Genomic DNA, 25,266 nt, shown 5'->3' with positions numbered 1-25,266 from the left:
GCTCATGCCTTTGCTTCCGTGCGGTCCGAGCGGAAGAGGACCCAGAGGAGGAAGGGCCCGCCGAGGACGCTGGTGACGACGCCGACGGGGAGTTCGACGGGGGCGGCGACACGGGCGAGCGCGTCGGCCGCGGTGACGAGGGCGGCTCCGGCCAGGCCCGCGCCGAGGACCGGTACCCGGGTGGGTCCGGCCAGCCGCTGCGCGAGGACGGGGGCGCCGAGCGCGATGAAGGCGACCGGCCCGCCGACGCCGACGGCGACCCCGGCGAGCAGGACGGCCAGGGCGAGCGCGGCGGCGCGCACCCGGCGCAGGTCGACGCCGAGCGTCGCGGCCGTGTCGTCGTCGAAGCGAAGCAGCTGAAGCCGGTGTCCGGCCGCGAGGGCGAGCGGGACGAGGAGGCAGAGGGCGATCAGCAGGGGCGTACCGGCTGCCCAGTCACGGCCGTTGAGGCTGCCGACGGCCCAGAGGAACACCCCGCCCGCCGAGTTGTCGTTCTCACGGGACATCACCAGATCGCTGACGGCCCCGACGAAGGTGGAGACACCGATGCCGGTGACCAGGACGCGGTAGCCGGCGCCGCCGGCTCCGCCCGCGCACAGCACGACGAGCGCGGCGGCGCCGACGGCGCCGACCGGGCCGAGCCACCACATGCCGACCATGCCGGTGGAGGTACCGGCGGCCGCGGCGACGACCGCCGCCGTGGCCCCTTCGTTGACGCCCACCAGGTCGGGAGTGGCGAGCCGGTTTCCGGCGAGGGTCTGGGTGAGGCAGCCGGAGATGCCGAGCGCGGCACCGACCATGATGCCGACGAGGACACGGGGCAGCCGGAATTCCCGGATGACCATCACGGTGCCCGCGTCGCCGGTGCCCAGCAGCCCGGAGAGGGTGCGCGTCGGGCTCATGCCGGAGGAACTGGCCAGCACGGCGAGCGCGACGAGCAGGGCGAGGACGGGAACGAGGAGCGCCGCGACGAGGGCGCTGCGGCGCGGGAAGAGCCAGGAGAGGCCGCCGGTGCGCAGCACGGTGGAGTCGGGCGGAGTGAGGTCCGGCGGGGCCGGTTTCCGCTCGGCGTTCATGCGGCAACCCCGGCGGTGGAGAGGCGGGACGAGCGGGCGATCCAGACGAGCAGGGGGCCGCCGACGAAGGCGAGGAGCACGCTGACCGGGGTCTCCCAGGGGCGGATGACGATCCGGGCGAGGATGTCGGCGAGGATCATGACGTCGGCGGCGATCAGTGCGGAGAGAAGGAGTTGGGCCCCCATGGACGCGCCGGCCACGGTGCGCGCGGCGTAGGGCGCCAGCAGTCCGAGAAAGGCGATGGGCCCCGCGACCGCGACCGCGCAGCCGGCGAGCAGGGACACGGCGACGGCCACCACGATGCGGATGCGCCCGGGGTGGTGGCCGAGCGAACGCGCTCCGTCGTCACCGAGGCCGAGGGCGGCGAGCGGTCGGACGCAGCAGCCCGCGGTGAGCAGGCCGAGCGCCACCAGCGGCACGAGGGGCGCCAGTTGGCCGGTCTCGACGCCGGCGAGCGATCCGATGGTCCAGTAGCGGTAGGTGTCGAAGGTGGACTGGGTACCCAGCAGGACGTACGAGGTGAGGCCGTGGAAGGTGGCGCTGAGCGCGGCACCGGCGAGCACCAGCCGCAGCGGTGAGCCCGCGGCCCGCCCGGAGGCGGCGAGCAGGAGGACGACCGCGCTCGCCGCCATGCCGCCGAGCAGTGCCCAGACCAGCAGGGCGCCGGAGGATTCGGCGTGGAAGAAGGTGAGTCCGAGGACGACGGCGAACGCGGCGCCGGAGTTGACGCCCAGCAGTCCGGTCTCCGCGAGGGGGTTACGGGTCGCTGCCTGGAGGAGGCAGCCCGCGGCGCCCAGGCAGAGGCCCACCAGGATCGCGGCGAGGGTGCGCGGGAGGCGTACGTCCATGACGGCGAGGCGCAGTTGGGCATCGGCGCGGGCCGACGGGTCGCCCCAGAGATAGTCCCAGGCCCGGGTGGGCGGGGTGGAGCCCGTGCCGGTCAGCAGGGATGCGAGGGCCAGGCCGAGCAGGGCGACGAAGGTCGCGGCGGCCCACCTGGCCGGATGACGACCCCCGGCCTCCGCTCCGGCGTTCCACCTGGAAGGACGCGGGTCTCCGGTCTCCCCTCCGGCGGCCGGGGCGGGGCGCGGGTCTCCGGTCTCCACTCCGGCAGCCGGGGCGGGATGCGGACCTCCCCCGTTCCCCATTCCGGCCCGATTCCCGCGAAAGGCCCTGGATGTCCGGGTTTTCACCCTCCCTGGAGGGCCCTCTTGCGCATTGAACATATGGTTAGCCTAACCTAAGTACCGATGACCGGGTCAGGACCCCCCACGCCGATCCGGCCGGTACTCGTCGTGCCCGCACGCGCCCGTCCCTCATGACGGGACATCAAGCACCAGCCCGCCCCACCCTTCCTACGGAGGTTTCCGGCCATGACGCCGAACCAGTCCCCCACTCCCCGCCGCACCGTCCGCCCGCTGGCCGCGGTCGCCGTTCTCGGCCTCTGCGCGCTCACGGCGACCGCCTGCGGCTCCTCGGACGCGGGGGCTGCGTCCGGTGGTTCCGGCAAAAAGGGCAGCACGACGGTCACCGACGCGGCGGGCACCGAGGTGACCGTCCCCGCCGATCCCTCGCGGGTCGTCGTCCTGAGCGAGATGGACCTCGACTCCTCGCTCACCCTCGGCGTGAAGCCGGTGGGCCTCACGGCGGGGCGCGGCCAGAAGGGTGCTCCGGCGTACCTGGCCGAGAAGGCCGAGGGCATCCCGGTGGTGGGCGCGGTCACCGGCCCGGACATCGAGAAGGTCGTCCAGGCGGACCCGGACGTGATCCTCGCCGGTCAGATGACGGACACTCAGGTGCTGTCCCAGCTGCGGAAGATCGCGCCCACGCTGATCACCATCGGCGACGACAAGGATTGGAAGAAGTCCCTGTCGCTCACCGGCGAGGCGCTCGGCAAGGCCAACGCGGCCGACGCCTTCCTCGCCGACTACGACACGAAGGTCGCCGCCCTCAAGAGCGACCTGGGGACGGAGGCCGGAGCCAAGGTCTCCGTGGCCCGCTACTCCCCGCAGGGCTCGGCCGTCATGCAGCAGGGCGTGTTCATCAGCGACGTGCTGAACGACCTCGGCTTCACCCGGCCGGGCATCCAGGCCGAGAAGGGAGAGGGCCACTCCACGCCGATCAGCGAAGAGAACCTCGCCGAGATCGACGGTGACTGGCTCTTCATCGGCACCCTGACCTCGACCGGCACCTCCGGCGTGGTCGGCCAGCTCTCCGCGAAGCCCGCGTACCAGCAGCTCGGCGCCGTCAAGGCCGGTCATGTGACCGAGATCGACGGCTCGATGTGGACGAGTCTCGGTGGCGCGGAGGCCGCCGTGAACGTCCTGGCCGACCTCCGGAAGGCCATGGTCAAGTGAGCACCGGGTTCGACGGAAGGCTCGCGCTCGTCACGGGCGCCGGGCGGGGCATCGGCGAGGCCGTCGTCACCACGCTCGTCGAGCGCGGCGCCCGGGTGGTGGCCACCGACGTCGCCTCCGACGGGATCGAGGCCCTCGCACGGAAGTACGGCTCACGGGTGGTCGCCCGCCCGCTCGACGTCACCGACGCCGAGGCCGTCGAGGCGGCGGTCGAGGAGGCCGAACAGGCTCTCGGCCCATTGGAGTTCGCGGTCAACGTGGCCGGTGTGCTGCGCAACGCCGACGTCCTCGACACCACCGACGCGCACTGGGCCGCCACCTTCGCCGTCAACGTCGACGGGGTGTTCCACGTCTCGCGTTCCGCCGCCCGGCGGATGGCCGCGCGCGGCCGGGGCGGCATCGTCACGGTCGCCTCCAACGCGGCGGGCATCCCGCGCGCCGGCATGGCCGCGTACGCCGCGTCCAAGGCGGCCTCGGCGATGTTCACCAAGTGTCTCGGTCTGGAGATGGCCGCGCACGGTGTCCGCTGCAACAGTGTCTGCCCCGGCTCGACCATGACCGACATGCAGCGTGCGATGTGGGCCGATCTCGACCCGGCCGACGTGGCGGCGGCAGCGGAACGCGTCGTCGCGGGCGACCTCGCCGCGTACCGGACGGGCATTCCGCTCGGCCGCATCGCGGACCCCGCCGACATCGCCGACGCCGTGACGTTCCTGCTGTCCGACCGCGCCCGCCACATCACCATGCAGGACCTGTACGTCGACGGCGGCGCCACCCTCCGGGCCTGACCCCGGCCCCGGTATCACCGCCCCCTGTCTCACCGCCCCGCCGCCGACCGCGGTGGGAGCCCTCCACCGCAGGAGACGCCCATGTCCACCTCCGTGCACACATCCCCCTCTCCCCCCGGCGCCGCCCCCGCCCTCACCCACCCCGACTCCGCGACCCCCGGTGCGGCGACCGCGCTGCTCGACGCCTACCGACCCGGCACCGACCGCTTCGTGGCCTCGCCGACGCGCACCCTGCTCGGCCGCGGGGTGCTCGCCGAAGTGCCGCACGGTACGGACCCGGTGGAGGAGCGCGTACGCGGCGCGCTGCACGCTCAGCGGCAGGCCGGGAACCCCGCCCCCGTCGTCGTCGGCTCCATACCCTTCGACGCGGACGCCCCCGCCGCGCTGGTGATCCCCGAGTCCGTCGCGTGGGCGCCCGCGCTGCGCCAGGACCCGCTGGTGGCGCTGCCCGCTCCCGCCGCCGAGGACGGCGGCTCGTGGCAGGTGCGCGAGGTCCCGGCCGCCGCCGAGTACGCCGAGGCCGTCGCCTCCGCCGTACGCCGCATGCGTGACGGGGAGTTCGCCAAGGTGGTGCTGGCCCGCACCCTGGAGCTCACCGCTCCCGCCGAGCCGGACCTGCCCGCGATGCTGAGCCGGCTCGCCCGCCGCGATCCCGGCGGCTATACCTTCGCGGTGCCCACCGGCCCCGGTCGCACCCTGATCGGGGCGAGCCCCGAGCTGCTGGTCGCCCGTCAGGAGGGGCGGCTCGTCGCCAACCCGCTGGCCGGTTCCGCGCCGCGCAGCCCGGACCTGGCCGAGGACGTCCGCCGGGCCGCCGCGCTGCTGGAATCCCCCAAGGACCTGCACGAGCACGCGGTGGTGGTCGCCGCCGTCCGCGAGGCCCTCGCCCCGTTCTGCACCCGCCTCGACGTGCCCGAGCGCCCCACCCTCGTACGGACCGCCACCATGTGGCACCTGTCGACGACGCTCACCGGCGACCTCGCCGACCCGGACACCACCGCGCTGCGGCTCGCCGCCGCCCTGCATCCGACCCCGGCCGTGTGCGGCACGCCCACCCCGGCCGCCCGCGCGGTCATCGCCGAGTCCGAGCCGTTCGACCGGGGCGCCTACACCGGCATGGTCGGGTGGCAGGACGTGGACGGCGACGGCGAGTGGGTCGTCACCATCCGCTGCGCCGAGGCGGAGGGCCGCTCGCTGCGCCTGTTCGCCGGGGCCGGTGTGGTGGCCGACTCCTCGCCCGAGGCGGAGACCGCCGAGACCGGGGCGAAGTTCCGTACCTTCCTGAACGCCGTGGGAGCCCAGCTGTGACCGCCACCGAGCACGACCCGCTCACCCCCGGGAGCCCGGACGCGCCGAGCTGGCCCGCCGAGTTCGCCGCGCGCTACCGCGCCGCGGGGTACTGGCGCGGCGAGACCTTCGGCGGCTTCCTGCGCGAGCGCGCCGTCGCGCACCCCGACCGGACGGCGCTGGTCGACCCGGCACCGGTCCGCCGCACCTGGACGTACCGCGAACTCGACGAGAGCGCCGACCGGCTGGCCGCCGGGTTCGCCGCCCGGGGGATCGCCAAGGGCGACCGGGTCGTCCTCCAGCTGCCGAACATCGGCGAGTTCATCGAGGTCGTCTTCGCGCTCTTCCGGATCGGCGCGCTCCCCGTGTACGCCCTGCCGGCGCACCGGGAGACCGAGATCGAGCACTTCTGCGCGTTCTCCGAGGCCGTGGCGTACGTCGTTCCCGACCGCCACGCGGGTTACGACCACCGTGAACTCGCCTCGCACGTACGGAAGCTGACACCCACCCTGCGCGAGGTCTTCGTGGTGGGTGATCCGGGCGAGCACACCGCGCTCGCAGACGTGCCGATCGAGCCGACCGGTCCCATCGAGGGTCCCCGCTCGCACGAACCGGCCTTCCTCCAGCTCTCCGGCGGGACCACCGGCGTCTCCAAGCTCATCCCCCGCACCCATGACGACTACATCTACTCGCTGTGGGGGTCCAACGAGATCTGCGGGGTCGACGAGGGGACCAGGTTCCTCGTGGTCCTGCCGGCCGCGCACAACTTCCCGATGAGTTCGCCCGGTTGGCTGGGCGTTCTGTACGCGGGCGGCACCGTCGTACTGAGCCCCCGGCCTGACCCGGCGACGGCCTTCCCGCTCGTCGAGCAGGAGCGGATCACCATGACCGGCATGGTGCCCCCGCTCGCGCTGGTGTGGACGGAGGCGGGCCCGGCGGCGAAGGAGGACCTGTCGAGCCTGGAACTGGTCCTGGTCGGCGGCGCCAAGTACAGCGAGGAAGCGGCCCGGCGCCTCGGCCCGGCGCTGGGGTGCCGGTTGATGCAGGTCTTCGGCATGGCCGAGGGGCTGGTCAACTACACGCGGCTGGACGACGACGAGGAGACGATCGTCACCACCCAGGGCCTACCGATCTCGGCCGACGACGAGGTCCGCATCGTGGACGACGCCGACGAGGACGTCCCCGAGGGCGAGTTCGGACACCTGCTCACCCGGGGGCCGTACACGATCCGAGGTTACTGGCGGGCCCCCGACCACAACGCGCGGGCCTTCACCGAGGACGGCTTCTACCGGACCGGCGACATCGTGCGCCGCACCCCCTCCGGTCACCTCGTGGTCGAGGGCCGGGCGAAGGACCAGATCAACCGGGGCGGCGAGAAGATCGCCCCCGAGGAGGTCGAGAACATCGTCCTCGCCCACCCGGCCGTCCACGACGTCTCGGTCGTCGCCGTCCCCGACCCGTACCTCGGCGAACGCTCGCTCGCCTACGTCATCCTCCGCGAGGGCGCCGGACCGCTGAAGTCCGTCGAGATCAAGCGGTTCGTCCGCGGGCGCGGCATCGCCGCGTACAAGGTCCCCGATCTGGTCGAGTTCGTCGACGCGTTCCCGCAGACGGGGATCGGCAAGATCAGCAAGAAGAGCCTGCGGTCCGCCGCTCCGGCTCGGCACCACGAGGAAAGGCCCGTTTCCATGGCACTGCCCGCCATCGCCCCGTATCCACTGCCCACGGCGGAGGAACTGCCCGCCAACCGGGTGGCGTGGACGGTCGATCCGTCCCGTGCGGTGCTGCTCGTCCACGACCTGCAGAACCACTTCCTGAAGGCATTTCCGGCCGGCGAACAGCCGCTGACCGGCATGCTGGACAACACGGCCCGGGTGTTGGAGAAGTGCCGCGCCCTGGGCGTTCCGGTGGTGCACTCGGCGCAGCGCGGCGGCCAGACTCCCGAGGAGCGCGGTCTTCAACTCGACTTCTGGGGGCCCGGGGTGGCGGACGACCCGGCGGCCCTCTCCGGTCCGGAGCAGGTGGCGCCGGTCGAGGGCGAGCACACCGTCACCAAGTGGAAGTACAGCGCCTTCGTCCGCACCGAACTGGCCGCGCTCATGCGGGAGCAGGGCCGCGACCAGCTGATCGTCGTCGGCGTGTACGCGCACATCGGCGTGCTGATGAGCGCCGCGGACGCGTGGCAGCGCGACATCCAAGCGTTCGTCGTCGCGGACGCGGTCGCCGACTTCTCCCGGGAGGACCACGACATGGCCCTTCGGTACGCGGCCGGCCGTTGCGCCGTGGTGACCACCGCCGGCGCTCTCTTCCAGGAGGTCTGAACCGATGTCCCTCACCCTTGAGCTGATCCGCGCCGACATCGCCGACTCCCTCGGCGAGGATCCCGAGGACATCCCGGTCGACGAGAACCTCGTCGACTACGGGCTCGACTCGGTGCGCATCATGGCGTTGCTGGAGCGCTGGCGACGCGAGCACGGCGTGGAGGCCGCCTTCGCGGATCTCGCCGAACAGCCTGCCGTGGAGGCATGGCTGCCGCTGCTGGGGGCCTCATGAGCGCTCCGACGACGAGGCTCGACACCCCGGGCCCCGAAGCCGCGGGCGTCCCGGACACCGTACTGCCGTTGACCGCCGCCCAGTCGGGCATGTGGTACGCCCAGGCCCTCGACCCATTGAGCCCGGCGCTCAACACCGCGGAGTGCGTCGAGATCGCCGGTCCCGTCGACCCGGACCACTTCGCCGCCGCGCTGGCTCGGGTGGTCTCCGAGGCCGACGCACTGCGCATCCGGGTGGAGGAGGCGCCGGAGGGACCCCGGCAGCGAGTGCGCCAGTCCGTCGAACTCCCCTTGCACGTAGCGGACTTGCGGGCGGAGAAGAACCCGGACGAGGCCGCCGCAGTGTGGATGCGGGAGGATCTCGCCCGCCCCTGCGACCTGGCCGGGGGCCCGGTGTTCGGGCATGCCCTCTTCCGCGTGGGCGAGGAGCGGTGGCTGTGGTACCAGCGCATCCACCATCTCGCCATGGACGGTTTCGGCTACTCCCTGCTCGTCCGCCGTACCGCCGAGGTCTACACCGCGCTGTCCGCCGGCGAGGCGCCCGCGCCGACGCCGTTCCGGCCGCTCGCCGAACTCGTCGCGCAGGACACCGAGTACCGGGGCTCCGAGGCCCACCCGGCCGACCGGGCGCACTGGAGCGAGGCGTTCGCCGACCGCCCCGAGGCGCCCCGGCTCGCGGGGCGCGGGGCGCTGCCCTCCCGGACCTCGCTGCGCCGCACGGCCTCGCTCCCGGCGGAAACGGCCGAACGCGTGAGGGAGTTGGCGAACCGGCTGCGGGCGACCTGGCCCGAGGTGCTGATCGCCGCCCAGGCCGTGTACGCCTCCCGGGCCACCGGCCGCTCGGACGTCGTACTCGGACTGCCCATGATGGGCCGCATGGGTTCGGTCGCCCTGCGAGTGCCGGGCATGGTGATGAACGTCCTGCCGCTGCGCCTGGAGGTCTCCCCCGAGGCCGGCTTCGCACAGCTGGTGCGCCAGGTCGTCCTGGGCATCCGTACGGTGCGCCGCCATCAGCGCTACCGCTACGAGGACATCCGCCGCGACCTCGGTCTGCTCGGCGAGACCCGCGCCCTGGTCGGCCCGCTGGTGAACGTCATGCCCTTCGACTACGACGTGCGCTTCGCGGGCGCGCCGGTGCGGGCCCGCAACCTCTCGGCCGGCCAGGTCGAGGACCTCACGGTCAACATCTACGACCGGGCCGACGGCCGGGGGCTGCTCGTCGACTACGACGCCAACCCGGCCCTCTACACGGAGGGCGACCTCGCGGCCCACCAGGAGCGGTTCACCGGTCTCGTGGCGCGGCTCGCCGAGGCCGACCCCCACCTGCCGCTCGCCACGCACACCATCGCCACTCCGGGCGAAGTCTCTCTGGTCCTCGAAGAGTTCAACCGCACGGAGCGTGCGCTTCCGGCGACGAACCTGATCGGCCCCATCGAGGCGCAGGCCCGCAGGACGCCCGCCGCGACGGCCCTGGTGTACGCCGGGGAGTCGTTCACGTACGCGGAGCTGAACGCCCGCGCCAACCGGCTGGCCCGGCATCTGCGGACCCTTGGCGCCCGCCCGGACACGGTGGTGGCCCTCTCGGTCCCCCGGTCCGTCGAGCTGATCGTGACGCTGCTGGCGATCCTGAAGACGGGCGCGGCCTATCTGCCGCTCGACCCGGACTATCCGGAGCAGCGTCTGCTGGACATGCTGGAGGACGCGGCGCCGGTCTGCGCGGTGACCGACCGGGCGGGCAGGCTGCCGGACGGCGGCGCCACCCCGCTCGTCGTACTGGCGGGTCTCGACGTCTCGGACCGGCTGCCGACCGACCTGTGCCGCCCCCTCACGCCCACCCACCCGGCGTACGTCATCTACACCTCGGGCTCCACCGGCCGCCCCAAGGGGGTCGTCGTCTCGCACGGCGCGATCGACAACCGGCTGCGGTGGATGCAGGACACCTACCGGCTGTCGGCCGAGGACCGGGTGCTGCAGAAGACCCCGTCCTCGTTCGACGTGTCGGTGTGGGAGTTCTTCTGGCCGCTGCGCGAGGGTGCGACCCTCGTCGTGGCCGAGCCCGGCGGGCACCGCGATCCGACGTATCTGGCCCGTCTCGTCCGCGAACAGGCCGTCACCACCCTGCACTTCGTGCCGTCGATGCTCCAGGTCTTCCTCGCCGAGCCGGAGGCCGCACGGTGCACCGGTCTCAGCCGGGTGTTCTGCAGCGGCGAGGCGCTGGCCCGCGAGACCGCGAACCTCTTCGTGCGTACGCTGCCGGGCGCCGGGCTGCACAACCTGTACGGTCCGACCGAGGCCGCCGTCGACGTCACCCACCACACCTGTGCGGCCGAGGGCAGTGGCCCGGTGCCCATCGGACGCCCGGTGTGGAACACCCGGCTGTACGTGCTGGATGCGGCGCTCCAGCTCTGCCCGCCCGGAGTTCCCGGCGAACTCTTCCTCGCCGGGCGGCAGTTGGCCGACGGCTATCTGGACCGCCCCGGACTGACGGCGACCCGTTTCGTGGCCGACCCCTTCGGCCGGTCCGGCAGCCGCATGTACCGGACCGGCGACCTGGCGCGGTGGACCGCGGAGGGCGAGGTCGAGTACCTCGGGCGCACCGACCACCAGGTGAAGCTGCGCGGCCAGCGCATCGAACTCGGCGAGATCGAGGCGGCCCTGGCCGCGCGGCCCGGCGTGCAGGGCGCCTGCGCCCTGGTCCGCGAGGACGACGGCGAACAGCGCCTCGTCGGTTACGTCCAGGGGCAGGCGGACCCGGCCGAGGTGCGGGCCGCGCTGACGCGCGTACTGCCGGACCACATGGTCCCGGCGGCGGTGGTCGTCCTCCCGGCGTTCCCGCTGAGCCCGGCCGGCAAGCTGGACCCACGCGCCCTGCCCGCACCGGTGTTCGCCGGCGGCAAGGGGCACCGGCGCCCGTCCGGGGCGCTGGAGGAGAAGCTGACCCGGCTCTTCGCCGACGTCCTCGGTGTCGAGGGGGCCGGTCCCGACGACGCGTTCTTCGATCTCGGCGGCACCTCGCTGCTCGCGATGAGGCTGGTGGCGCGGGTACGGGAGGAGTGCGCGGCGGAGCTGACGATCGGCTCGCTCTTCGGGACACCGACCCCGGCCGCCCTCGCGGCCCGCCTCGCGGGCCCGGGCGCGGGCGCCGACGACGCGCTGGACGTCCTGCTGCCGCTGCGCGGCGGGAGTGGCCGGCCCCCGGTCTTCGCGTTCCACCCGGCGGGCGGCATCGCGTGGTGCTACGCGGGCCTCTCGGCCCGCCTCGGCGCGGGACAGCCGCTGTACGCCGTCCAGGTGCGCGGGCTGACCGGCGACGAACCGCCGGCGGCGACGCTGCGGGACCAGGCCGTCGACTACGCCGAGCGACTGCGCGCCGTCCAGCCCCACGGGCCGTACCGGCTGGTGGGCTGGTCGGTGGGCGGTGTTCTCGCGCAGGCCGTCGCGGTGCTGCTCCAGGAGGCGGGCGAGGAGGTCGAACTCCTCGCGCTGCTCGACGCGTTCCCGTCCGAGATGTGGCGCGCGCGCCCGGCCCCCGAGGAGGGCGACGCGCTCACGGCGGTGCTGCGGATGGCCGGCTTCGAGCGCACGGACGAACAGACCCGTGACGACGTCCTGGCCACCCTGCGCAGGGCGGGCAGCCCGCTCGCCGGGCTCAGCGACCGCACCCTGTCCAGGATCGTCGACATCGTGCCGCACCACGCGCGGCTGATGCGCGAGCACCGGCACGACACCTTCCGGGGCGAGGTGCTGTTCTTCACTGCCGCCGCACCGAGGGCGGAGGACTGGCTCACCCGGGACGCCTGGCGCGCCCATGTGACGGGTGAGATCGTCAACCACGATCTCGACTGCACCCACGCGCGGCTCCTCCAGGGCGATAACCTCGACACCGTCGCGACCGTCCTCGCGGCCCGGCTGAAGGAGCTCGACGGATGACCGCCCCGACCCACCCGTTCGGCCTCGCGCGCGTGTCCGGATCCGCCCGGTGGTGAGTACGCAGGCGACGACGCGATCCTGGACGCCGGGAGACCGGCCTCCGGGGCCGTCCGCGCTGGACGGCGGAGGCCCGCTGCTGTGGTCCGTGCGCCCCTGGGGCCCGGACGCCTCGGCCCCCACCCTTCCGGTCGTTCTCGACGAGGAGGAGCGGCGCCGGGCCGCGGCATTCCGGCGCCCGGAGGACCGGGCGATGTACACGGCCTCGCACACGGCGCTGCGCGTGCTCCTTGGCGGAGTACTGGAAGTCCCGCCCGCCCGGGTGACGCTGGTCCGGCTGGCGTGTCCGGGGTGCGGCGCCCTCCACGGCAGGCCCGCGGTCGCGGGGCCCGTCGGTGAGCGGGTGCACTTCTCGCTGTCCCACACGGACGGCCTGGCGGTGGTGGCGCTGGCCGCCCGGCCGGTCGGCGTGGACGTCGAGCGGCCACCCCCGGCACGGACGGCCGCGGACGTGGCGAGTTCCCTGCACCCCGCCGAACAGGCGGAGTTGGCGGGCATGACGGCGGCGGAACGGCCGGCCGCCTTCGCCCGGTGCTGGACCCGCAAGGAGGCGTACCTCAAGGGAACCGGCGAGGGGCTCACCGGCGATGCACTGGGGGGCGCCTACCTCGGCACGGGGCCCTCCCCGGCCGCACCTCCGGTCGGCTGGACACTCACCGACGTCGAGGTACCGGCCGGATTCGTCGCGGCGTGCGCGGTGGCGGTGCCGGGGTAGGCAGGTACCCCTACCGGGGTGGGCCGGTACCACCGCCGGGCCCCGGTTCTCGGCGGCCGAGGTCCGTGGCCCGGCGGGGTGGATCCGCCGTACGGGTCAGGCTCCGGGACCCAGCAGCCCGGTCAACCCGTCGGCCATTTCCGTACGCCACCACAGGTAGTCGTGGCCGCCGTTGAACTCGCGGTAGTGGTAGTCGTATCCGGCCTGTTCGAGGACGTCACGCAGCCGCCGTGCGGCGGGCAGCGCCACCCACTCCTGCTCGCCGAAGGAGAGCCGGAACCGCACGGGGCGGCGCGGGGCGGCGGCGATCCGGCCGGTGAGCCACTCCGGTTCCGGCCCGTTCGGCCACCAGTAGGAGGCCGACTGGACCAGGGCGTTGCCGAAGCGGTGCGGGGCCGTCAGCGCCGTGTACGTCGCGGACAGACCGCCCAGGCTCTGCCCGGCGATCACGGTGCGCCCGGGATCGTCCGTGAGCGGCAGCCTCCGCGCGGCCCAAGGCAGCAACTCATCCGCCAGAAAGGCCGCGTGGGAGGGTCGGCAGGCGAGGTCGCGCCAACGGGTGCCGGAGTCCACGGAGTCCACCAGGATCGCGGCCGTCGGCGGTATCCGGCCGTCCGCGACGAGGTTGTCGAGCAGGTTCGCGAGTCCCAGCTCCGGCTGCCAGTGTTCGCCGTCCAGCACGACCAGTACGGGGAGTTCGGCCGGTCCGGTGGTCCCGCCGGCCGGGGCGGGCGGCTCGTACAGCCACACCCGGCGCTCCTCCCGCAGGTGCTCGCTGGGAACGCCGTGCTCGGTCACCTTGCCCCGGGGCGTACCGGGGCGAGGCTCCCAGTCCGAGGCGGAGGGGAACGCGCCGGTCTCCGCCCAGGACACCGCTTCGCCGCCCCAGCGTCGTGGCAGGCGGCGGGAGTTGTACGGGTCGAAGTGGCGCCGGGTCCGCAGCCACTGCCAGTAGCCGGGGCCTCCGGGCTCGGGGCCGTCGCCCTCGTCCACGTGGAAGTCGTAGGTGCCGCGCCAGTCGCGGCGCAGCCGGAGCGTCCAGTGCCAGATGTCCGTGCCGGGGTGGCGCTCCATCAGGTTGCCCTCGGGGGCGCGCGGGTCGCCGAGCTTGTTGGGCATCACCTGGACCGCCCGCGTCGCTTCCGTGCCGCGCCAGAGGAAGGTGACGGCCGTGTGTTCGGGACTGCCCTGCGGATCGGGGGCGATCAGCGGCGTTCCCCGCTCGCGCACCCGCTCCCAGAACCTCTCGACCCCTTCCGGGCGCGGCAGTTCGACGCCGGGCGCCGCGAGAAGCGGAACCGCGTCGGGGCGTGCCGTCCTGGGCGGATGGAGGGGAGCCCCCTCGGGCGGTGCGGACGCGAACATGCGGGCGAACTCCGAAGTACGGTGACAAGTAAGGCTTACCTTACCTCGTCGGGCCCCCGACCGGCACCGGCCCACCCCGCCCGCCGCGAACCCGGCCCTGCCCCCCGGAGGCCTCCGTGAGCCGTTCAAGATTGGTTAGGCTAACCTAACTCCCTGTTGGCGACATCCTGCCGTACCGGCCCGTGGACGCCGCATCTCCCCCATGCACTTTTTCCTGCCTTTTTCTTGCCTGCCAGGAGCACGCCATGAGCGCAGACAGACCCCTCCGCACCTCCATATCCCCCCTGCGCGGCCCCCGGGGCCGAGTGGCGCGGGTGGCCGCGCTCACCGCCGGGGCAACCCTGGGCCTCGGCGTGCTGTCGATGCCGCTCGCCGAAGCGAGCGACTCGGGGGCTACCGGAACGGTGGCGTCGGCGGCCGACGAAGCGTCGGCCCCCGCCGTCACCCTCGGATCGACTTCGGTGCAGCCGGGCGGAGAGGTGTCGTTCACCGCGACCGGCTTCCCGGCGGACAGCAAGGTCAGCGTCAAGCTCGACGACACCGCACTCCTCGCCCAGTTCACCAGCGGCTCCGACGGCAGCGTCTCCGGCACCGTCACCATCCCCGCCGGCACCGCCCCCGGCACCGCGCACTGGCTCCGCTTCCTCGCCCCCCTGACCAGCGTCAAGAGCGCCGGATTCACCGTCGCCGCGGCCACCCCCGCGCCGGCCACCCCGAAGATCCAGCTCGGCGCTACCAAGGTCGCTGCGGGCGGCGCGATCTCCTTCGCACTGTCCGGCTTCGTCCAGGGCCAGGACATCACGGTCAAGCTCGACGACCAGACGATCCTCAAGCAGTGGACCGCCGCGGTGAAGGCGGACGGCACGTTCTCGGGTACGGTCACCGTCCCCGCGACCGCGTCCAAGGGCGCGCACTGGCTGCGCGTCCTCGCCCCGGAGCCCTCCACCAGCCTGAAGGCCGACTTCACCGTCAGCTCCTCGTCCTCCACGGGCGGTTCGAGCAGCGGTGGTTCGAGCAGCGGCGGTTCGAGCAGCGGCGGTTCCAGCGGCGGCAGCAGCACGGGAGGCGGCTCGACCGGCGGCACGAGCACGGGCGGTACGAGCACCGGCGGCAGCACCGGCGGCAGTTCCGGGGGCAGCACCGGCGGCAGCTCCGGGGGCTCGTCCACAGGCGGCAGCGCCACTTCCGCCACGTCCGCCACCATCACCGCCGGTTCGAGCGTCTCCGCGGGCGGCAAGGTGTCCTTCCGGCTGACGGGTTACCCCGCCGGCCAGCAGATCACCGTGAAGTTCGACGACGCCGAGATCATCGGCCAGTGGCCCGACGGCATCGCGGCGGACGGCACGTTCTCGGGCACGGTCACCGTCCCCGCGACCGCGGCCAAGGGCGCGCACTGGCTGCGCTTCCTCGCCCCCAACCCGTCCACCAGCACGAAGGCCGGTTTCACCGTCACCTCCGGCGCGGACGCCTCGGCCGCCACCGCCGGCACGGGCGGCACGAGCGCGACGGCGGGCACCGGCACCACCGCCGCGGACGGCTCGGCCGCGGCGATCCCAGCCGCCACGGGGGCACCCGCCAGCGCCGCCAACGCGAGTGGGGCGAAGGCGGAGATCACCGCCAGCGAGGTCCAGCCGGGCGGGAAACTGCACGTCAAGGTCGTGAACTTCCCGGCCTCACAGGTCGTCACCATCAAGCTCGACGACGACGCCATCCTCGGCCAGTGGGACATCGACGCCGAGGGATCGTTCGAGGGAGACGTCGGCATCCCGGCCGAAGTGACGCCCGGTGCGCACTGGCTGCGCTTCCTCGCCCCGAGCCCCGCAACGACGCTCAAGGTCGACTTCACCGTGCTGGCAGCCGATGCCACCGCAGCCGCCTCGTCGCCTTCGTCGTCCTCGCCCTCCCCTTCCTCCTCGGAAGCGGCGACCACCGACGCGACGGTCAACGCCGCCTCGGTCCAGAGCGTCGGCACCGGGGTCTCGTACGCGACGATCGCCTGGGCGGCCGGGGCCGCAGCCGTCGGCGGTGCCGCCGGAGCCGCAGGCGCCACGACCTTCATCCTGCGCCGTCGCAAGCCGCAGCAGACCGACGCGGCCTGATGCCCCGCCACATCTGAGCATCCCGCGCACAGGCGCATGGCAGCGGACTTGAACAACTTCTCCGCCTCAGCGGGGCGTTGTGCGCATCACCGCGCACGACGCCCCGCGACGCATGTCACGCCCCACAGTCCTACCGCTACGGGAACTGTGATGCACACCACCCCGGGACGGGCCTAACTTAGGTAAGCCTAAGCTAACCTCATAGGTAACACCTCGCCACAAGAGGCGTACCAGTCAAGGAGATTGACGCAGCATGACGTCTGTTACCCGCCGCTCCATCAGCACCGCCATCGTTCTCGCCGTCGGCGGTTCGCTGGCTCTGGCCGGCACGGCGACCGCCAGTGCCACGGGCCACAAGGGTGGATCCGCCTCCATCGTCACGTCCGCCTCGCTGGCGACGGGCCTGTACCAGTCCTCGTACTCCGAGCGGAACCACGTGCTGTGGACGACCACGGCCGTGGGCCGCCCGCCGGTCACCAACTCCAGCCTGCTGAAGGTGGACCCGCGCACCCTGAAGGTCGAGAAGACCATCGTGCCGCCGGTCACGGACGCGGCGACGGGCGCGGTCGAGGCCGTCTACGGTGTCGCGGTGGACGACGAGCACAACACCGTGTGGACGACCAACACCCGGAGCAACACGGTCTCGGTCTACAGCCAGAAGACCGGCGCGCACCTCGCCACCCTGCCGGACGTTGCGCACGGCCGCGACATCGTCGTCGACGAGAAGCACGACACGGTGTGGGCGAGCAGCTTCGCCGGTGCGAGCCTCGTCGCGTTCGACTCCAAGACCCTCAAGGAGAAGGGCCGGGTCACCATCGAGGGCTCCAGCCCGACCGGTCTCACACTGAACGAGAAGACCGGCACGGTCTACACCGCGGACATGAACAACGACCGCGTCATCGAGGTCGCCCCGCACAAGGCGCCGCGCTTCATCCCGGCGGGCGACGGCGCGATCTCGGTCGCCCTGTCCGCCAACGGCAAGACCGCGTACACCGCGAACCAGACCGCCGGCACCCTCTCGGTCATCGACCTGAAGAAGGGCGCCGTCACGTCGACCGTCGCCACCGGCAACGGCCCGCTGGCCGTCGCCACCGACACGGAGTCGGGCCGCGTGCTGGTCGTCAACCGCACCGACGCCGACGTGACGGTCGTCGACCCGAAGAAGGGCGCCGTCGTCGAGACCCTCGCCACGGGCGCCAACCCGAACCACGTCACGGTCGCGGACGGTGTCGCGTACGTCGTGGACAAGTCCGGTTCGGGCACGGACGGCAAGGACCTGATCCACCGCATCGTCCTGGGTCACTGACCATCGGTCCCGGCACCGGCCCGGTACGCCGGCGGGCCGGGACCTGCCACGGCCGAACGGCCGACGGCCCGCGCCCTACCGCTCCGGCGGAGGGAGCGGGCCGTCGGCCGTCGTAGGCCGTGGGGGAACACGGACCTCCGCCCGGCACGGCTCCGGCCGGGTTCCCCGGCGAAGACCAGGGAGTCGTCGTCAGGCCACGCCGGCCTCGACCGGGAACGGGCTCGGTACGGACGAGTGCGTCCAGTTCGACGTCCTCCGCGGGAGGGCGCCGTGGAGGTCCGGGCCGCTGCCGTGCAGGGCGGAGCGGTATCCCAGCAGCGTCTCGTTGCGGTCGCCGTCCTCCAGCTCGGCGAAGGCACGGCCGACGAGCAAGGCCGTGGACCAGCTGAGGATCCCGTGGGTACTGCGGTAGTTCTTCCGCGTCTTCGTCGAGCGGCCCGCGATGCCTGACCGACCTGGGCACGGCGCTGATCACCATCGGGGAACTGCCCGAGGCGGCCCCGGTGATGGAGAACGCGCTGCGCATCCGGCGGTCACTCGGAAACCAGCGCGCGATGGCCATCTCGCTGGTCCGGCTCGGTGACCTGCTGATGGCACAGGGTAACCCGGAGGCAGCAGAACAGAGGTACCGGGAGAGCCTGGCGCTGAGAGCCTCGGCCGACCGGCAGACCATCGGGTTCGCCTTGGACGGTCCGGCGAAGGTGGCACTGCTACTGGGGCGGGTGGACTCCGCCCTGGCCACCTTCGACGAGGCGGCCAGGGCTCATGGCGACTCCGGCCATCCGTACGGTCGGGCGATCGCCCTGCGGTCCCGTGCGCGCTGCCTCCGGGATCTCGGGCGCGCGGACGAGGCGTACGCGACGACGGCGACCGCGCCGGCCCTCCTGCGGGCCGCGGACTACCCGGAGGCCGACGAGGTGCAGCGGGAACTCGGGGAGTTCGGCACCGCCCCGGACGGAGAGTCAGGTCCATAACCGTCTCGGACGCGAGCGCCCCCGCGTCCGAAAGTCGCGCGCAGGCCGGCCGTCCCCACACCGGACAGGGTCTGCCCCCTCGAAGCTGCGCGGCGGGTCTGCCCCCTCGAAGCTGCGAGGCCGCCCGCCGCGAGCATTAAAGTGCGATACGGAGCATGTGCGCGCTTTCGGGGACTCCGGAGCAACAGGCTCACGGACCACGGCGCGCACCGAGGGGAGCGAAGCCGTGCATGGTGAGTACAAGGTGCCCGGCGGCAAGCTGGTCGTCGTGGACCTGGACGTCGAAGGGGGCGCCCTGCGCGACGTACGGGTCGCCGGGGACTTCTTCCTGGAGCCCGACGAGGCCATCACGGCCGTGGATGCCGCGCTGGAGGGAGCACCCTCCGACACCGATGCCGCCGGGCTGGCCGCGCGCGTGGAGGCGGCTCTGCCCGAGGGCACGGTGATGTACGGGATCACCACCGAGGGCATCGCGGTGGCGGTGCGGCGTGCGCTCGCCCACGCCACGGACTGGACCGACTACGACTGGCAGTTCATCCACGAGGGCCCCCAGTCCCCCGAACTCCACATGGCGCTCGACGAGGTACTCACGGAGGAGGTGGCCGCCGGGCGCCGCGCCCCGACACTCCGCGTCTGGGAGTGGGGCGCCCCGGCGGTGATCATCGGCAGCTTCCAGTCCCTCCGGAACGAGGTCGACCCCGAGGGCGCCGCCCGTCACGGCGTGCGGGTGGTGCGCCGGATCTCCGGGGGCGGCGCCATGTTCGTGGAGGCGGGGAACACGATCACGTACTCCCTGTCCGTGCCTGCCTCGCTCGTCTCGGGGCTCTCGTTCGCGGACTCGTACGCGTATCTCGACGACTGGGTCCTGGCGGCCCTCGGCGACATGGGCATCAAGGCCTGGTACCAGCCGCTCAACGACATCGCGACCGAGGTCGGGAAGATCGCGGGCGCCGCCCAGAAGCGGGTGACCGGGCCGAAGGGCGGTCCCGGAGCGGTGCTGCACCACGTCACCATGAGCTACGACATCGACGCGGACAAGATGCTGGAGGTGCTCCGCATCGGCAAGGAGAAGATGTCCGACAAGGGCACGAAGTCGGCCAAGAAGCGGGTCGATCCGCTCCGGCGCCAGACCGGGCTGCCGCGCGAGACGGTCATCGAACGCATGGTGGACTCCTTCCGTCACCGTTACGGGCTCACCGACGGCAGCGTCACGGCTGACGAGCTCGCCCGCGCGGAGGAGCTGGCCGCCACCAAGTACAGCGGCGACGAGTGGACCGCCCGCGTGCCGTAGTCGCGGACGCCGGACCGCCCGCCCGGAGCCGGCACGGTCCGCCCGGCCTGCGGCGGCGGGCGGTAACCGCGTGCTCCGTCCGCGCTTGCGTCCACGGGGAACGGGAACCTACGGTGACGCCCATGCAGTCCTACACGATCGGCCAGGCGGCCCGCCTTCTGGGCGTGAGCCCGGACACCGCACGGCGGTGGGCCGACGCGGGCCGGGTGGCCACGCACCGCGACAAGAGTGGGCGCCGGCTCATCGACGGCGGGGATCTGGCGGCCTTCTCCGTCGAGGTCGCCGGGAGCGCGGGCGGCGGGGGCGAGGACGAGGTTCCGTACACCTCCGTCCGCAACGCCTTCGCGGGCATCGTCACGGCGGTGAAGCTCGGTGATGTCGCCGCGCAGGTCGAGATCCAGGCCGGGCCGCACCGGCTGGTCTCCCTGCTGACGCGCGAGGCGGTGGAGGAACTGGGCCTGGAGGTCGGCATGGAGGCCACCGCCCGCGTGAAGTCGACCAACGTGCACATCGACCGCGTCTGATCCGGGTCACCCCGCACCCCAGCCCCGGGACCACGTGGTTCCGGGGCTGACGCATGTCCGAAAACGGGCCGCCCCGCGACATTCCCGAACCGCACATACCCCATGCGAAGCATCAGTACCTCAGCTATTGCCAGGTAATTGACGTCTTCCCCCTCGCATCTGCGCCGGTATGATCGGTCCGTGCATGTGCGCCGACCAGAGGGAGCAGACCCCGTGATGACCCGTTCCGCGCGCCGGACCCGTAGGACCCTGCAGTGGACGGGTGTGGCAGTCGCCGCGCTGCTGGCGCTGAGCGCCTGCTCCTCCTCCGACGACTCCTCGTCGGACGCAGCGACCGCCTCGGCCTCCGCGCCGGGCGACGCCGCACCGGAGCTCTCCGGCACGGTGACCGTGTTCGCCGCCGCATCGCTCAAGGAGAGCTTCACGGCCCTGGGCGCCACGTTCGAGAAGGCCCATCCGGGGACGAAGGTCACCTTCAACTTCGGGGGCAGCGACAGCCTGGCCGCCGGGATCACCGGTGGCGCCCCGGCCGACGTTTTCGCCGCCGCCAGCGCCAAGACGATGGCGATCGTCACCGACGCGAAGGACGCGGCCGGCACGCCGGCCACGTTCGTGCGCAACCAGCTGGAGATCGCGACCCTGCCCGGCAACCCGGACGGGGTCGCCACCCTCAAGGACCTCACGGACTCGGATCTGAAGGTCGTGCTGTGCGACAGGACCGTGCCCTGCGGCGCCGCCGCGCAGAAGGCTCTGGACGCCGCCGGGCTTGAGCTCACCCCCGTCAGTTACGAGCAGGACGTGAAGAGCGCGCTCACCAAGGTGGAGCTCAAGGAAGCCGACGCGGCCGTGGTCTACAAGACCGATGTGAAGGCCGCGGGTGACAAGGTGGAGGGCGTGGAGTTCCCCGAGTCCGCCGACGCCGTCAACGACTACCCGATCACGCTGCTGAAGAACGCCCCCAACGCCGAAGCGGCGAAGGCGTTCATCGAGCTGGTGCGGTCCGCCGAGGGCCGGCGGGTCCTGACGGGGGCGGGGTTCATCAAGCCGTGAAGCGGCGCACCGCGTCCGACGCCGTGACGGGACCTTCGGCGGGCCGGTCACGGCTTCGCCGCGTCCGGGGCCGCGACACGGGCCGGCGCGGTGGTACGGGCCGGCGCAGCCGGGTTCCGCTGCCGCTGCTGTTGCCCGCCGTGCTCGGCCTGGTGTTCCTGCTGCTGCCGATGGTCGCCCTGCTCGTGCGGGCCCCCTGGCGGAGCATGCCGGAGCAGCTGTCCAGTACGGAGGTCTGGCAGGCACTCCAGCTGTCGCTCGTCTCGGCCACCGCCGCCACCGCGGTGAGTCTGGTGCTGGGCGTTCCCCTCGCCTGGGTGCTGGCGCGCACCGACTTCCCCGGGCGCGGGTTCGTACGGGCCCTGGTGACCCTGCCGTTGGTGCTGCCGCCGGTGGTGGGTGGTGTGGCGCTCCTGCTGGCGCTCGGCCGCAACGGTGTGGTGGGGCAGTGGCTGGACTCCTGGTTCGGCATCACGCTGCCGTTCACCACGGCGGGGGTGATCGTGGCCGAGGCGTTCGTGGCCATGCCGTTCCTCGTCATCAGCGTGGAGGGCACCCTGCGGGCCGCCGACCCGCGGTACGAGGAGGCGGCCACCACTCTGGGCGCCTCCCGTTTCACGGCGTTCCGGCGGGTCACCCTGCCGCTGATCGCACCGGGCATCGCGGCGGGTGCCGTACTGGCCTGGGCCCGCGCGCTGGGCGAGTTCGGGGCGACGATCACCTTCGCGGGCAACTTCCCCGGCCGTACGCAGACCATGCCGCTGGCCGTCTACCTCGCCCTGCAGGACGACCCGGAGGCCGCCGTCGCGTTGAGCCTGGTGCTGCTGGCTGTGTCGATCGCGGTGCTGGCGGGGCTGCGCGACCGCTGGATGACGGCGTCATGACGGTCGCCTCAGCCTCCGCCGAGGGACCCGCGCCGAGGCCCGCCGATGGTTCGGCCGAGGGGCTCGACGCCCGGCTCGTCGTGGACCGGGGTGCCTTCCGCCTGGACGTGGAGCTGAGCGCCCGGCCCGGCGAGGTCGTCGCCCTGCTGGGGCCGAACGGCGCCGGGAAGACCACGGCGCTGCGCGCGCTCGCGGGCCTCACCCCGCTCTCCGAGGGGCATCTGCGGCTGGACGGGGTCGCGTTGACCGGCACACCGCCGGAGTCCCGGCCAGTGGGAGTCGTCTTCCAGGACTATCTGCTCTTCCCTCATCTGTCGGCCCTGGACAACGTGGCTTTCGGGCCGCGCTGTCGGGGCGTACGGAAGTCCGAGGCGCGGGCCCAGGCCGCCGCACTGCTGGACCGCATGGGGCTGGCCGACCGGGCCGGAGCGAAGCCGCGCCGGCTCTCCGGCGGCCAGGCGCAGCGCGTCGCGCTCGCCCGCGCCCTGGCCACCCGCCCCCGGCTGTTGCTGCTCGACGAGCCGCTGGCCGCGCTCGACGCACGCACCCGCCTCGATGTCCGGTCCCAGCTCCGTCGCCATCTGGCCGAGTTCGAGGCGGTCGCCGTGCTGGTCACGCACGACCCGCTGGACGCGATGGTCCTCGCCGGCCGGCTGGTCGTGATCGAGCACGGCCAGGTGGTGCAGGAGGGCGCACCGTCGGACATCGCCCGCCGGCCGCGTACCGACTACATCGCGCAGCTCGTCGGGCTCAATCTCTACCGGGGGCAGGCCGAGGGCCACACCGTCCGGCTCGACGCCGGTCCGGCGATCACCACCACCGAGGAGCTCACCGGACCGGTGTTCGTCGCGTTCCCCCCGGACGCGGTCACCCTGTACCGGGAGCGTCCCACCGGCTCCAGCGCCCGCAACATCTGGCGGTGCGAGGTCGACGGGCTGGAGACGCACGGCGACCAGATCCGCGCGGACCTCGCGGGCGAGCTCTCCCTCGCCGCCGACCTCACCACGGTCGCCGCCGCCGAGCTCGACCTGCACCCGGGCGCCACGGTCTGGGCCACGGTCAAGGCCGCGCAGACCCACGCGTATCCGGCCTGAGCCACACCGGACTCCGCGTGACACCACCAGATGCCCCGTGGTGCCATGGGGTGCCACCTGACACCACCCAGCCCGCCCACGACACCACATGGCACCACCCGCACGGCCACCCCCCTCTCACTGTTCCCGCAGCTCAGAGCATCAGCCCCCCGAAGACACCCAGCAATGGCGCACCCTTGCTTGCCAAGGGCGCCACGATGGTGCCACTATGGCGTCATGGACCTCACCCCGTATGTGGACATCCTCCGCCGCGAACTCGCGGTGGCCGCCGAGGCGGGTGGCGACGAAGCCCGCGAGCTGGCCGAGAGGCTCACCGCCCCCCTGGAGTCGGCGACCCGCCTGACCCTGCTCAACGTGCTCTCGGCCGCGATGGACGAGGTCACCCGTGAGCTCGCCCCGGGCTCGGTCGACGTACGGCTGCGCGGGATCGACCCGGACTTCGTGGTGACCCGGCCGCCCGCCGACTCCGCCGCGGAGCCGGCCACCCCCGCCGAACCGCCCTTCCCCCATGCGCCTGCCGACGGCGACGAGGGCGGCACCGCCCGTATCAACCTGCGCCTGCCGGCCCACCTCAAGACCCGCGCCGAGGAGGCCGCGAGCCGCGAAGGCCTGTCGGTCAACGCGTGGCTCGTACGCGCCGTGTCGGCCGCCGTCGACGGCGGCCGGCCGCGCACGACGGAGAAGGCACAGGCGCTGGGGCAGAGCTTCACCGGCTGGGTCCGCTGACGACCGTCCCGACCTGCCACCGCACGGGCGGCCAGCAGCAGCACATCCCTCATCCATGACCACGTCCCACCAGCAGGGACGATCCCACGACCCCCGAGGACGGGACAGCCATGCCTTCTTTCGACACCCCTGAAGCGATCTCGGTCACCGCACGCGTGGAGGCCGGCTCCATCCAGTTCACGGCGGACGACCGCCTCGACACCGTCGTCGCGGTGCGCCCCCGCGACCCGAAGCGGGACATGGACGTGCGGGCGGCCGGTCAGACCGAGGCGACGTACGCGAACGGCACGCTGACCATCAGGACGCCCAAGTCCGGTCTGTTCGGTCGCACCGGCATCGTCGACGTCACTGTCGAACTGCCGTCGGACTCTCGCATCGACATGACCGGCGCCTGGACCCAGGTGCTCGGCGAGGGGCGCCTCGGCGAGGTCCGCGTGAAGACCTCGTCCGGCGATGTCCGCCTCGACACGACCGGCCCCCTCCACCTGACCGCGTCGCACGGCTCGATCACCGTGGACCGGATCGAAGGCAAGGCCGAGATCACCACCAGCTCAGGGAGCCTGCGCGTCGGGGTCATCGACGGGCCGGGCGTACTGAAGAACTCTCACGGCACGACCACCGTCCGGGCCGCGAACGGCGAACTGCGGGTGAGCGGCGCCCACGGCGACATCGAGATCCACCGCGCGGAGGACTCCGTCACCGCCACCACCGCCTACGGCACCGTGCGCGTGGGCGAAGTGGTCCGTGGCACGCTCCAGCTGGAGACGAACTACGGGGCCATCGAGATCGGCATCCGGGAGGGCTCGGCCGCCTGGCTCGACGCGAGTTCGGGCTCGGGCCAGGTACGCAACACGCTCGCCGCGACCGAGGCTCCGACCGATTCCGGCAGCGCCGACAGCACGGTCAAGGTCCGCGCACGCACCCGGCACGGCAACATCGACGTCCGCCGCGCCACGGCCTGACCCACGCGGACGGCCGACCCCGGCCGCCCTCCCCGCCTCTCCCCCTTTCGACCCTGAGGACCCTCGTGCCCATATCTGTCATGCCCACATCCAAAACGGGTGCCCACCCGCCCCCGGCCGCGGTCTCCGCCATCGGTCTGCGCAAGTCCTACGGCGACAAGACCGTCCTCGACGGCATCGATCTGGCCGTCCCGGCCGGCACGATCTTCTCCCTGCTCGGTCCGAACGG

20 protein-coding genes and 3 pseudogenes are annotated in these 25,266 nt (G+C 72.9%); 19 read left to right on the top strand and 4 right to left on the bottom strand.

Going from position 1 to position 25,266, the window contains the following annotated elements:
* Positions 1 to 2: 2 nt before the first annotated feature.
* Positions 3 to 1,076 (bottom strand): iron chelate uptake ABC transporter family permease subunit, encoded by a 1,074-nt coding sequence (locus tag ACFZAX_RS33370; protein WP_390966401.1) that lies wholly within the window; start codon positions 1,074 to 1,076, stop codon positions 3 to 5.
* The gene (locus ACFZAX_RS33365; RefSeq protein ID WP_390966444.1) at positions 1,073 to 2,047 is read right to left on the bottom strand and encodes an iron chelate uptake ABC transporter family permease subunit; all 975 of its coding nucleotides are present in this window, start codon (positions 2,045 to 2,047) and stop codon (positions 1,073 to 1,075) included. Before ACFZAX_RS33365 ends, ACFZAX_RS33370 begins: the two co-directional genes overlap by 4 nt.
* Before the next feature lie 402 nt (positions 2,048 to 2,449).
* Here ACFZAX_RS33365 and ACFZAX_RS33360 point away from each other — a divergent pair, with 402 nt between their 5' ends.
* From ACFZAX_RS33360 to ACFZAX_RS33325, 8 genes and pseudogenes are all read left to right on the top strand, one after another.
* Entirely contained in the window at positions 2,450 to 3,433 is a 984-nt protein-coding gene (locus ACFZAX_RS33360) for an ABC transporter substrate-binding protein (protein WP_390966399.1), read from the top strand.
* A complete protein-coding gene (locus tag ACFZAX_RS33355) occupies positions 3,430 to 4,221 on the top strand; it encodes a 2,3-dihydro-2,3-dihydroxybenzoate dehydrogenase (protein WP_390966398.1) in 792 nt (263 codons plus the stop codon). Before ACFZAX_RS33360 ends, ACFZAX_RS33355 begins: the two co-directional genes overlap by 4 nt.
* Before the next feature lie 81 nt (positions 4,222 to 4,302).
* Positions 4,303 to 5,529 carry an isochorismate synthase gene (locus ACFZAX_RS33350; protein ID WP_390966396.1) on the top strand — a complete coding sequence of 409 codons (1,227 nt, stop codon included), beginning with the start codon at positions 4,303 to 4,305 and terminating at the stop codon, positions 5,527 to 5,529.
* Positions 5,526 to 7,172, top strand: a pseudogene (locus ACFZAX_RS33345) ((2,3-dihydroxybenzoyl)adenylate synthase); the annotation flags it as partial. The gene ACFZAX_RS33350 and the pseudogene ACFZAX_RS33345, both read left to right, overlap by 4 nt.
* Before the next feature lie 24 nt (positions 7,173 to 7,196).
* On the top strand, positions 7,197 to 7,829 hold the full coding sequence (locus ACFZAX_RS33340) for an isochorismatase family protein (RefSeq protein ID WP_390966443.1): 633 nt from the start codon (positions 7,197 to 7,199) through the stop codon (positions 7,827 to 7,829).
* Positions 7,830 to 7,833: 4 nt separating this feature from the next.
* A complete protein-coding gene (locus ACFZAX_RS33335) occupies positions 7,834 to 8,061 on the top strand; it encodes a phosphopantetheine-binding protein (RefSeq protein WP_390966394.1) in 228 nt (75 codons plus the stop codon).
* On the top strand, positions 8,058 to 11,990 hold the full coding sequence (locus ACFZAX_RS33330; protein WP_390966392.1) for an amino acid adenylation domain-containing protein: 3,933 nt from the start codon (positions 8,058 to 8,060) through the stop codon (positions 11,988 to 11,990). Before ACFZAX_RS33335 ends, ACFZAX_RS33330 begins: the two co-directional genes overlap by 4 nt.
* A gap of 49 nt (positions 11,991 to 12,039) precedes the next feature.
* Complete coding sequence (locus ACFZAX_RS33325) at positions 12,040 to 12,762, top strand: 4'-phosphopantetheinyl transferase superfamily protein (RefSeq protein ID WP_390966390.1); 723 nt, start codon at positions 12,040 to 12,042, stop codon at positions 12,760 to 12,762.
* Between the two features lie 96 nt (positions 12,763 to 12,858).
* Here ACFZAX_RS33325 and fes read toward each other — a convergent pair whose 3' ends face one another.
* On the bottom strand, positions 12,859 to 14,127 hold the full coding sequence (fes, locus tag ACFZAX_RS33320) for an enterochelin esterase (RefSeq protein ID WP_390966388.1): 1,269 nt from the start codon (positions 14,125 to 14,127) through the stop codon (positions 12,859 to 12,861).
* Between the two features lie 245 nt (positions 14,128 to 14,372).
* On the opposite strand from fes, the gene ACFZAX_RS33315 reads away from it, so the two are divergent.
* Positions 14,373 to 16,226 carry a hypothetical protein gene (locus ACFZAX_RS33315; protein ID WP_390966386.1) on the top strand — a complete coding sequence of 618 codons (1,854 nt, stop codon included), beginning with the start codon at positions 14,373 to 14,375 and terminating at the stop codon, positions 16,224 to 16,226.
* Between the two features lie 253 nt (positions 16,227 to 16,479).
* Entirely contained in the window at positions 16,480 to 17,532 is a 1,053-nt protein-coding gene (locus ACFZAX_RS33310) for a YncE family protein (RefSeq protein WP_390966384.1), read from the top strand.
* Between the two features lie 229 nt (positions 17,533 to 17,761).
* Here the strand turns inward: ACFZAX_RS33310 and ACFZAX_RS33305 are convergent.
* A pseudogene (locus tag ACFZAX_RS33305) lies at positions 17,762 to 17,976 on the bottom strand (DNA helicase UvrD); the annotation flags it as partial.
* 2 nt (positions 17,977 to 17,978) lie between these two features.
* Here ACFZAX_RS33305 and ACFZAX_RS33300 point away from each other — a divergent pair.
* From ACFZAX_RS33300 to ACFZAX_RS33260, 9 genes and pseudogenes are all read left to right on the top strand, one after another.
* Positions 17,979 to 18,506 carry a tetratricopeptide repeat protein gene (locus tag ACFZAX_RS33300; RefSeq protein WP_390966441.1) on the top strand — a complete coding sequence of 176 codons (528 nt, stop codon included), beginning with the start codon at positions 17,979 to 17,981 and terminating at the stop codon, positions 18,504 to 18,506.
* Positions 18,507 to 18,732: 226 nt separating this feature from the next.
* A complete protein-coding gene (locus tag ACFZAX_RS33295; protein ID WP_390966382.1) occupies positions 18,733 to 19,797 on the top strand; it encodes a biotin/lipoate A/B protein ligase family protein in 1,065 nt (354 codons plus the stop codon).
* 122 nt (positions 19,798 to 19,919) lie between these two features.
* On the top strand, positions 19,920 to 20,321 hold the full coding sequence (locus ACFZAX_RS33290) for a TOBE domain-containing protein (RefSeq protein WP_390966380.1): 402 nt from the start codon (positions 19,920 to 19,922) through the stop codon (positions 20,319 to 20,321).
* 216 nt (positions 20,322 to 20,537) lie between these two features.
* Complete coding sequence (modA, locus tag ACFZAX_RS33285; RefSeq protein ID WP_390966378.1) at positions 20,538 to 21,371, top strand: molybdate ABC transporter substrate-binding protein; 834 nt, start codon at positions 20,538 to 20,540, stop codon at positions 21,369 to 21,371.
* A complete protein-coding gene (gene modB, locus ACFZAX_RS33280; protein WP_390966376.1) occupies positions 21,368 to 22,255 on the top strand; it encodes a molybdate ABC transporter permease subunit in 888 nt (295 codons plus the stop codon). The genes modA and modB overlap by 4 nt, the downstream gene beginning before the upstream one ends.
* Positions 22,252 to 23,349, top strand: coding sequence for an ATP-binding cassette domain-containing protein (locus ACFZAX_RS33275; protein ID WP_390966374.1), 1,098 nt, complete (start codon positions 22,252 to 22,254; stop codon positions 23,347 to 23,349). The genes modB and ACFZAX_RS33275 overlap by 4 nt, the downstream gene beginning before the upstream one ends.
* A gap of 216 nt (positions 23,350 to 23,565) precedes the next feature.
* On the top strand, positions 23,566 to 24,075 hold the full coding sequence (locus ACFZAX_RS33270; protein WP_390966373.1) for a toxin-antitoxin system HicB family antitoxin: 510 nt from the start codon (positions 23,566 to 23,568) through the stop codon (positions 24,073 to 24,075).
* Positions 24,076 to 24,185: 110 nt separating this feature from the next.
* Positions 24,186 to 25,037: a DUF4097 family beta strand repeat-containing protein gene (locus ACFZAX_RS33265; protein ID WP_390966372.1), complete on the top strand. Its 852-nt coding sequence runs from the start codon at positions 24,186 to 24,188 to the stop codon at positions 25,035 to 25,037.
* 80 nt (positions 25,038 to 25,117) lie between these two features.
* A pseudogene (locus ACFZAX_RS33260) lies at positions 25,118 to 25,266 on the top strand (ABC transporter); the annotation flags it as partial.

Origin of the sequence: Streptomyces sp. NPDC008125, from assembly GCF_042957125.1 — a bacterium.
In the GTDB taxonomy this organism is placed as follows: Bacteria; Actinomycetota; Actinomycetes; order Streptomycetales; family Streptomycetaceae; genus Streptomyces.
The sequence above is the reverse complement of the archived record's forward strand: the minus strand, read 5'-3'. Positions and strand labels throughout refer to the sequence as shown.

Bases quoted from the DNA above. Each gene is read 5' to 3' on its own strand.
- ACFZAX_RS33340 (WP_390966443.1), top strand. From the start codon at position 7,197: ATGGCACTGCCCGCCATCGCCCCGTATCCACTGCCCACGGCGGAGGAA.
- ACFZAX_RS33290 (WP_390966380.1), top strand. From the start codon at position 19,920: ATGCAGTCCTACACGATCGGCCAGGCGGCCCGCCTTCTGGGCGTGAGC.
- ACFZAX_RS33270 (WP_390966373.1), top strand. From the start codon at position 23,566: ATGGACCTCACCCCGTATGTGGACATCCTCCGCCGCGAACTCGCGGTG.
- ACFZAX_RS33275 (WP_390966374.1), top strand. From the start codon at position 22,252: ATGACGGTCGCCTCAGCCTCCGCCGAGGGACCCGCGCCGAGGCCCGCC.
- ACFZAX_RS33310 (WP_390966384.1), top strand. From the start codon at position 16,480: ATGACGTCTGTTACCCGCCGCTCCATCAGCACCGCCATCGTTCTCGCC.
- ACFZAX_RS33370 (WP_390966401.1), bottom strand. From the start codon at position 1,076: ATGAACGCCGAGCGGAAACCGGCCCCGCCGGACCTCACTCCGCCCGAC.
- ACFZAX_RS33350 (WP_390966396.1), top strand. From the start codon at position 4,303: ATGTCCACCTCCGTGCACACATCCCCCTCTCCCCCCGGCGCCGCCCCC.
- ACFZAX_RS33315 (WP_390966386.1), top strand. From the start codon at position 14,373: ATGAGCGCAGACAGACCCCTCCGCACCTCCATATCCCCCCTGCGCGGC.
- fes (WP_390966388.1), bottom strand. From the start codon at position 14,127: ATGTTCGCGTCCGCACCGCCCGAGGGGGCTCCCCTCCATCCGCCCAGG.
- ACFZAX_RS33360 (WP_390966399.1), top strand. From the start codon at position 2,450: ATGACGCCGAACCAGTCCCCCACTCCCCGCCGCACCGTCCGCCCGCTG.
- ACFZAX_RS33265 (WP_390966372.1), top strand. From the start codon at position 24,186: ATGCCTTCTTTCGACACCCCTGAAGCGATCTCGGTCACCGCACGCGTG.
- modA (WP_390966378.1), top strand. From the start codon at position 20,538: ATGACCCGTTCCGCGCGCCGGACCCGTAGGACCCTGCAGTGGACGGGT.
- ACFZAX_RS33335 (WP_390966394.1), top strand. From the start codon at position 7,834: ATGTCCCTCACCCTTGAGCTGATCCGCGCCGACATCGCCGACTCCCTC.
- ACFZAX_RS33330 (WP_390966392.1), top strand. From the start codon at position 8,058: ATGAGCGCTCCGACGACGAGGCTCGACACCCCGGGCCCCGAAGCCGCG.